The following is a 3,090-nucleotide window of genomic DNA, read 5'->3' on the forward strand; positions in this document are numbered from 1 at the left end:
AATTTTAATCCCGGCAGCGACCTACTCTCCCGGGGGATGACCCCAAGTACCATCGGCGCTGGAGGGCTTAACCTGTGTGTTCGGCATGGGAACCGGTGTTTCCCCTCCGCTATGGCCACCGGGAATTTCCTGCACCTTCAAAATTGCACAGTGAAGTGTTTTTCTCAGGTCAAGCCCTCGACAGATTAGTATCAGTCGGCTCAAGGCCTTGCGACCCTTACACCTCTGACCTATCTACCGGGTAGTCTCCCCGGTGTCTTACTCCCTTTTAGGGATGGGATACCTTATCTCAGGGGGGGCTTCGCACTTAGATGCTTTCAGCGCTTATCCCTGCCGGACTTGGCTACCCAGCTGTGCCTCTGGCGAGACAACTGGTACACCATCGGTCCGTCCACCCCGGTCCTCTCGTACTAGGGGCAGCTCCCTTCAAGTATCCTGCGCCCGCAGCGGATAGGGACCGAACTGTCTCACGACGTTCTGAACCCAGCTCGCGTGCCGCTTTAATGGGCGAACAGCCCAACCCTTGGAACCTACTTCAGCTCCAGGATGCGACGAGCCGACATCGAGGTGCCAAACCTCCCCGTCGATGTGGACTCTTGGGGGAGATCAGCCTGTTATCCCCAGGGTAGCTTTTATCCGTTGAGCGACGGCCTTTCCATCCAGTGCCGCCGGATCACTAAGCCCGTCTTTCGACCCTGCTCGACCTGTCCGTCTCGCAGTCAGGCTACCTTATGCCTTTGCACTCACCGCGCGATTCCTAACCGCGCTGAGGTAACCTTTGGGCGCCTCCGTTACCTTTTAGGAGGCGACCGCCCCAGTCAAACTGCCCACCTGACTATGTCCCCCAGCCGGCTTACGGCTTGGGGTTAGAACCTCAGCACCGAAAGAGTGGTATCCCAACGCCGGCTCCCCTGACCCTGACGAGCCAGGTTCTCTGCCTCCCACCTATCCTGTACATCCGGTGCCGAAATCCAATGTCAGGTTGCAGTAAAGCTCCATGGGGTCTTTCCGTCCAGCTGCGGGTAATGAGCATCTTCACTCATACTACAATTTCGCCGGGCCCCTCGTCAAGACAGCGCCCAAGTCGTTACGCCATTCGTGCGGGTCGGAACTTACCCGACAAGGAATTTCGCTACCTTAGGACCGTTATAGTTACGGCCGCCGTTCACTGGGGCTTCGGTTCTGAGCTTCGCCTCGCGGCTTACCCTTCCCCTTAACCTTCCAGCACCGGGCAGGCGTCAGCCCCTATACGTCGGATTCCTCCTTAGCAGAGACCTGTGTTTTTGCTAAACAGTCGCTTGGGCCTCTCCTCTGCGGCCCTTTCACCACCGGTTACCCCGGCAGCTACTCGGGCACCCCTTCTCCCGAAGTTACGGGGTCAGTTTGCCGAGTTCCTTAACGAGGGTTCTCCCGCTCGCCTTAGGATTCTCTCCTCGCCTACCTGTGTCGGTTTGCAGTACGGGCACCCTTGACCTCGCTAGAGGCTTTTCTCGGCAGTTTGGGTTCGGCTGCTTCGGTACTTTAGTTCCCTCCCCGTCACCCTTCAGCATCGCCTGACGGATTTGCCTGCCAGGCTCGCCTTTGGGCTTGGACGCGCTCTACCAACCGCGCGCTCAGCTTACCCTCCTGCGTCACCCCTTCGCTCAAGCGGTCTTGGGTGGCACTGGAATCTCAACCAGTTGTCCATCGCCTACGCATTCCATGCCTCGGCTTAGGCCCCGGCTTACCCTGAGCGGACGAACCTTCCTCAGGAATCCTTAGGCTTTCGGCGGGCAGGATTCTCACCTGCCTCTCGCTACTTATACCGACATTCTCTCTTCCTGCCAGTCCACCTTACCTTCCGGTAAGACTTCTGCCCAGCAGGAACGCTCCCCTACCACAGCTTGCGCTGTCCGCAGCTTCGGTGTAAACCTTCAGCCCCGTTACATTTTCGGCGCAGTACCGCTCGACCAGTGAGCTATTACGCACTCTTTAAATGAATGGCTGCTTCTAAGCCAACATCCTGGTTGTCTTCGTAGTACAACATCCTTTCCCACTTAGGTTTACTTCGGGACCTTAGCTGACGGTCTGGGCTGTTCCCCTCTCGACTGTGAAGCTTATCCCCCACAGTCTGACTCCCAACTACACTCTCCCCGGCATTCGGAGTTTGATAGGGTTCGGTAACCTTTTCGGCCCCTAGCCCATTCAGTGCTCTACCTCCGGGAAGGTCCGGTTGAGGCTAGCCCTAAAGCTATTTCGGGGAGAACCAGCTATCTCCGTGTTCGATTGGCATTTCACCCCTACCCACAGCTCATCCCATGACTTTTCAACGTCAACACGGTTCGGGCCTCCACGGAAGGTTAGTCCCGCTTCACCCTGGCCATGGGTAGATCACACGGTTTCGGGTCTACTGCATCAAACTTTGCGCCCTGTTCAGACTCGCTTTCGCTTCGGCTCCGGAGCTTAACTCCTTAACCTCGCTTGATGCAGTAACTCGCCGGTCCGTTCTACAAAAAGTACGAGGTCGCTCGCGCTCCCTCTGCTTGTAGACACACGGTTTCAGGTTCTGTTTCACTCCCCTCCCGGGGTGCTTTTCACCTTTCCCTCACGGTACTTGTCCTCTATCGGTCGTAAGCGGGTATTTAGCCTTGGGAGATGGTCCTCCCTGCTTCCCACGGGATTGGCGTGGCCCGTGGTACTCTGGATGTGTCAGGCGGACTCTCGGGTTTCGCATACAAGGCTGTCACTTTCTGTGGCCCCGCTTTCCAGCGGTGTTCTGCTACCCTTCGCCTCGCCTCGCCCTACCGCCTTCGGGCTCGACACTCCCTCCAACCCCTGACATGCAACGGTGGCGGCCTTACACATGTCAGGTTTGGGCTCCTCCCCTTTCGCTCGCCGCTACTCAGGGAATCGATGTTTCTTTCTTTTCCTCGGGATACTGAGATGTTTCAGTTCTCCCGGTCTCGCCTCCCATGCCTATGGATTCAGCATGGGATACCGCGGGTTCTCCCGCGGTGGGTTCCCCCATTCGGGTACCCCCGGATCTTAGCTTGCTTGCAGCTCCCCGGGGCGTTTCGCCGCTCGCTGCGCCCTTCGTCGCCCTCTTACGCC

2 rRNA genes are annotated in these 3,090 nt (G+C 57.8%); both read right to left on the reverse strand.

What is annotated here, in order from left to right:
* Positions 1 to 8: 8 nt before the first annotated feature.
* Positions 9 to 123, reverse strand: a 5S ribosomal RNA gene (rrf, locus tag ACKX14_RS15355).
* 48 nt (positions 124 to 171) lie between these two features.
* Positions 172 to 3,090, reverse strand: a 23S ribosomal RNA gene (locus tag ACKX14_RS15360).

The sequence above is a fragment of the Thermorhabdus hydrogeniformans genome (genome assembly GCF_049310025.1).
GTDB lineage: Bacteria > Bacillota > Thermosediminibacteria > Thermosediminibacterales > Tepidanaerobacteraceae > JBJYKD01.